This window comes from Klebsiella sp. A-Nf5, assembly GCF_002810545.1.
Classification (GTDB): domain Bacteria; phylum Pseudomonadota; class Gammaproteobacteria; order Enterobacterales; family Enterobacteriaceae; genus Klebsiella; species Klebsiella variicola.
In genome coordinates this window covers 1-4,199 of sequence record NZ_PIOG01000144.1, presented here as the reverse complement: position 1 = coordinate 4,199, position 4,199 = coordinate 1, and the positions used below count along the sequence as shown (strand labels likewise).

The following is a 4,199-nucleotide window of genomic DNA, read 5'->3' as shown; positions in this document are numbered from 1 at the left end:
GGCACTGTTGCAAAAATCTGGAGGTGATAGACTCATCGCCACCTTTTGCTGACGGAGCTGCACATGAACCCATTCAAAGGCCGGCATTTTCAGCGTGACATTATCCTGTGGGCGGTACGCTGGTACTGTAAATATGGCATCAGCTACCGCGAACTACAGGAGATGCTGGCCGAACGCGGCGTGAATGTCGATCACACTACGCTTTACCGCTAGGTTCAGCGTTATGCACCTGAAATGGAAAAACGGTTGCGCTGGTACTGGCGTAACCCTTCCGATTTTTGCCCATGGCACATTGATGAAACGTACGTGAAGGTCAATGGCCGCTGGGCTTATCTTTACCGTGCCGTCGACAACAGGGGCCGCACTGTTGATTTTTATCTCTCCCCGCGTCGTAACAGCAAAGCTGCATACCGGTTCCTGGGTAAAATCTTCAACAACGTGAAGAAGTGGCAGATCCCCCGTTTTATCAACACGGATAAAGCGCCTACCTATGGCCGTGCGCTTGCACTGCTCAAACGAGAAGGTCGATGCCCGCCTGACGTTGAACACCGACAGATTAAGTACCGGAATAACATCATTGAATGCGATCATGGCAAGCTGAAAAGGATAATCGGCGCCACGCTGGGATTTAAATCCATGAAGACGGCTTACGCCACAATCAAAGGGATTGAGGTGATGCGTGCACTACGCAAAGGCCAGGCCTCACCATTTTATTATGGAGATCCCCTGGGCGAGATGCGCCTGGTCAGCAGAGTTTTTGAAATGTAAGGCCTTTGAATAAGACAAAAGGCTATCTCTCCGCTAACTTTGCAACAGTGCCGTGCCGTGTATCTCCTCATCGCCACCGTTCATGGTTAGGAAACCACAAAAGGGGTGATTGATTTTTCTAACCAAGAAAACGTATCTATAAAACCAGGGATCTGGCCCGGGCCGATATATTCGATTACATTGAAGTATTCTATAATCGGGCTCGGTGCCACTGTCACCTCGGCGGCGTCAGTCCAGAGGCCTTTGAACTGTCCTCGTCGTGAGGACAGCATTTTCTACGAGCGTGGGGTAAGTCCACAATATAAATTGATTTTTTGTAACGAATGAGCTAAACGAGTTGAAACCTATAGAGCCACTGTCTAGCCAAAACTCATCCTATACTATCTTTATTTTATAGTGTTACTATTTTAGTATAATCATTTTAGATTTTATTTTTTTAAAGTGCATCACTAAGCAAAAAGCAGAAAAAAACAGAAGAAAAATGGAGGTAAATAATAGCAACATATAGCCTCGTTTGAAAAGAATTAATCAAATCGGAACAAGAAGCCATTCTGGCAGGATATGGCTAGCTTAGCTATGATCGTAATTTTAATGAAAATTCCAGCATTTAAATTTTTATACCCCCCCTTCCCGGCATAATGGGATATCCATATTGGCAAGTTGAGCTAATGAATGTATTGAAGTTTTTAAATCCTAGTTTTTTCACAGCTGAGTTTTTATGCGAGTGAATTGTTTTTACAGAGAGGTTAAGTGCCTTTGCTAATAATCCTGAACTCATGCCTGAGCTGACTAGCTTTAGGATCTTAATTTCTTGTCTTGTAAGTTGTTTGTGGGGTGAGAATATTTCGGCGTAATCTCCTTTTTCAATTAGGTTAATTAATTCGCTTACTTCCATATGCATATCAATGCAGTTGGCATTGAATTTCATTCCTTTAAAGTTCATTAAGCAAACGCTATTTCCTGAGAAAAATTCCATCTCTAACAATTTGGCGTATGAACCTGTGTCTTGTAAAACTCTATTGTCAACATAATAGGTCGTGTTTATGCTTATGAATATATTATCAAAATTATTTATGACGTCAATTTTATCATGAACTCTTCCCTGGATTTTATTTTTAAAGAAAACCACAACAAAATTGTCATTGGTTATCAGTATGCCGTTTTTTCGACTTTTGTTTTTTTCTCTCATTACTCCCCTCTCCTCTCTAAACGTATTTATTGTATGAAGCTCTCTCTTTAGAGCAATAATTCGTGGTGAGATTAATTTAGAGTTTGAGGAGGGGAAGGTTAAGATAAGTTTGATTAAGTGGTCACTTAACCATGCTTAAGTGTTTGTTTTTTTGATTTTTGTTTTCATTCTGCTTCTTTTTTTGATGTTTTTTGTTGTTTTTATGTTTCATAAGGTTTGTTTTGTGGATTTTACTTTCTTATGAGGTATTTTGGTTTTTAGTAATGCATTGACATGGATGTCAATATTCTCTGTATTATGTTGGCTTGAGTCTTTAAGGATAATATGTCGTTATTGATGCTTAGTAATATTATTTTTTGATTCGCAGTTAATACAAATAACAAGCATTTATTTTTACGCGCATTACTTTAACGCTCTGACTTTTCGACTGCCAGTCGATACTATCCCGAAATTGGATTTTTCACGAGTGCATGAGGTCGATCGATTTTATATTAAGTCTATTGTCTCGTTGTTTTTTATGCACTTGACTCAGTGTTCTTTATATGTGGAGGCCAGAACTCCCATCCAGTGTTTTCGATGGAAACGTTCGTCAAAATAACTTTTGGGGGCTTACTCCGCTTAATAAATTCGAGTTGCACATCGTGTTATTCGGCCCTCTCTCCCATCTGCGTCTTGGCTGAAGGAAAAATAGGCGACATTACATTCTGTGATGTAGGTATTGCTCCCGAACCGCCATAAATCACATTATATCCACAATGAACTTTAAAGCTATCATCGCCACCGCCTCCGCAAAGATAGTTGTTACCTTTATCCCCTTATAATAAATCGTTTGTTTCTGCTTCAACAATAAAGGTTGACTCAACATGCGCAGTGGATTTATTCATATCGCCCCCCATATCGTCGAGCGATATTCCTTATAAAGATTGGATGCGATGATATTAGAATTCTGGTTAGTGTAACCATAGATTTCAGAATTCATAATTCTTAAAGCACCGTCAGTGTATCCCTGACCGGAGTGCCCGGCCCTGGTCGCCATATTTTCGATGGATAAGATCTGTGAATCAAACGTCAGGCCTGCATAATATTTATTGAATGAAACGATGTTATTGGTACAGGTCTTAAGCGGGGCGTCATGATTAAAGAAACTGTCCAGCGATAAACTGTGGCCTGTTAAAACGCTAAATACCGGGTCGTTCTCATATCTGATATTCAGGACTTTATCATCGGCAAGGTTTTTCGTAGGAGAAGCGAAAGCGACATAGCTCGACTTCTCATAAATACTGCCCCATTCATCCTGTGAGGAAAGGGTCGCCATGCTGTTAATCTGTAGATGTTCAACGTCAGGCGGGCATCGACCTTCTCGTTTGAGCAGTGCAAGCGCACGGCCATAGGTAGGCGCTATATCCGTGTTGATAAACCGCTACGGCCTTGCGCTGCGGGTTGTGTCGCGTTAACGGTGACAGGTTGGCAAAAGTAGCGTTGTCGGTTATTTAGGCAGCCAGAAAATAGAATTTTTCCGCGGGTGATAGCCCTTCGCTTTGTGGATGTTGATATTGCCCTTTTCGTATCATATGGAGCAGTTCGATACCCGCCAACAACGTCTGCGCTCGTCGAAACGATTTAAATCCCAGCATCGGACGTATCCGGCGTTTGATATTACGGTGATCTTGCTCAATCAGGTTATTCAGATACTTGCTTTGCCTAATGGTAATGGCTTCTTCCTCAGTTTTATCGGCATTGAGTGTGGTCAGAGCTGCAGTTTTGGCGCCGCTTTTATCGATCGTCACCACGTCAGATTCGCCGTGTTGACGGATGGCCTTGCGAAAGAAGCGTAGTGCGGCGGCGGCATCCCGTTTGGCGGTGAGCAAAAAGTCGATGGTGTGACCTGCTGTATCGACTGCTCGATACAGATACTTCCACTGGCCGTTGATTTTGATGAAGGTTTCATCCATTCGCCACCGCCGACCTACTGTGCGCTTATGCCGGCGAAAGGCCTTATCCAGTAACGGCACCAGGCGGATAACCCAACGATGCAGCGTGGAATGGTCAACGACAATACCGCGCTCCGCCATCATTTCCTCCAGATTACGCAGGCTCAGGGCATAAGCCAGATACCAGCGAACACACTGGGCGATAACATCGATGGGATAATGCAGTCGCTGGAAAGCATTTCGGAACAAAGACATGGTCAGGTAACATCATAAAAAGACTGCATGTTACCCGACGCTCCCTTAATGCGACA

At 42.9% G+C, this 4,199-nt stretch carries 3 protein-coding genes and 2 pseudogenes; 2 read left to right on the top strand and 3 right to left on the bottom strand.

Going from position 1 to position 4,199, the window contains the following annotated elements; all coding sequences use genetic code 11:
• Window positions 1–63 precede the first annotated feature (63 nt).
• Both CWM53_RS15335 and CWM53_RS15325 read left to right on the top strand, forming a co-directional pair.
• A pseudogene (locus tag CWM53_RS15335) lies at window positions 64–768 on the top strand (IS6 family transposase).
• Between the two features lie 125 nt (window positions 769–893).
• A pseudogene (locus tag CWM53_RS15325) lies at window positions 894–1,031 on the top strand (IS3 family transposase); the annotation flags it as partial.
• A gap of 344 nt (window positions 1,032–1,375) precedes the next feature.
• On the opposite strand, the gene CWM53_RS15320 reads toward CWM53_RS15325, so the two are convergent.
• From CWM53_RS15320 to CWM53_RS15310, 3 genes are all read right to left on the bottom strand, one after another.
• Window positions 1,376–1,957 (bottom strand): helix-turn-helix domain-containing protein, encoded by a 582-nt coding sequence (locus CWM53_RS15320; protein ID WP_100750808.1) that lies wholly within the window; start codon window positions 1,955–1,957, stop codon window positions 1,376–1,378.
• A gap of 880 nt (window positions 1,958–2,837) precedes the next feature.
• Window positions 2,838–3,272 carry a hypothetical protein gene (locus CWM53_RS31985; protein WP_165785085.1) on the bottom strand — a complete coding sequence of 145 codons (435 nt, stop codon included), beginning with the start codon at window positions 3,270–3,272 and terminating at the stop codon, window positions 2,838–2,840.
• Between the two features lie 175 nt (window positions 3,273–3,447).
• Window positions 3,448–4,143 carry an IS6 family transposase gene (locus CWM53_RS15310; protein ID WP_100750807.1) on the bottom strand — a complete coding sequence of 232 codons (696 nt, stop codon included), beginning with the start codon at window positions 4,141–4,143 and terminating at the stop codon, window positions 3,448–3,450.
• Window positions 4,144–4,199 lie beyond the last annotated feature (56 nt).

Bases quoted from the DNA above. Each gene is read 5' to 3' on its own strand.
- CWM53_RS15320 (WP_100750808.1), bottom strand. From the start codon at position 1,957: ATGAGAGAAAAAAACAAAAGTCGAAAAAACGGCATACTGATAACCAAT.
- CWM53_RS31985 (WP_165785085.1), bottom strand. From the start codon at position 3,272: ATGGCGACCCTTTCCTCACAGGATGAATGGGGCAGTATTTATGAGAAG.
- CWM53_RS15310 (WP_100750807.1), bottom strand. From the start codon at position 4,143: ATGTCTTTGTTCCGAAATGCTTTCCAGCGACTGCATTATCCCATCGAT.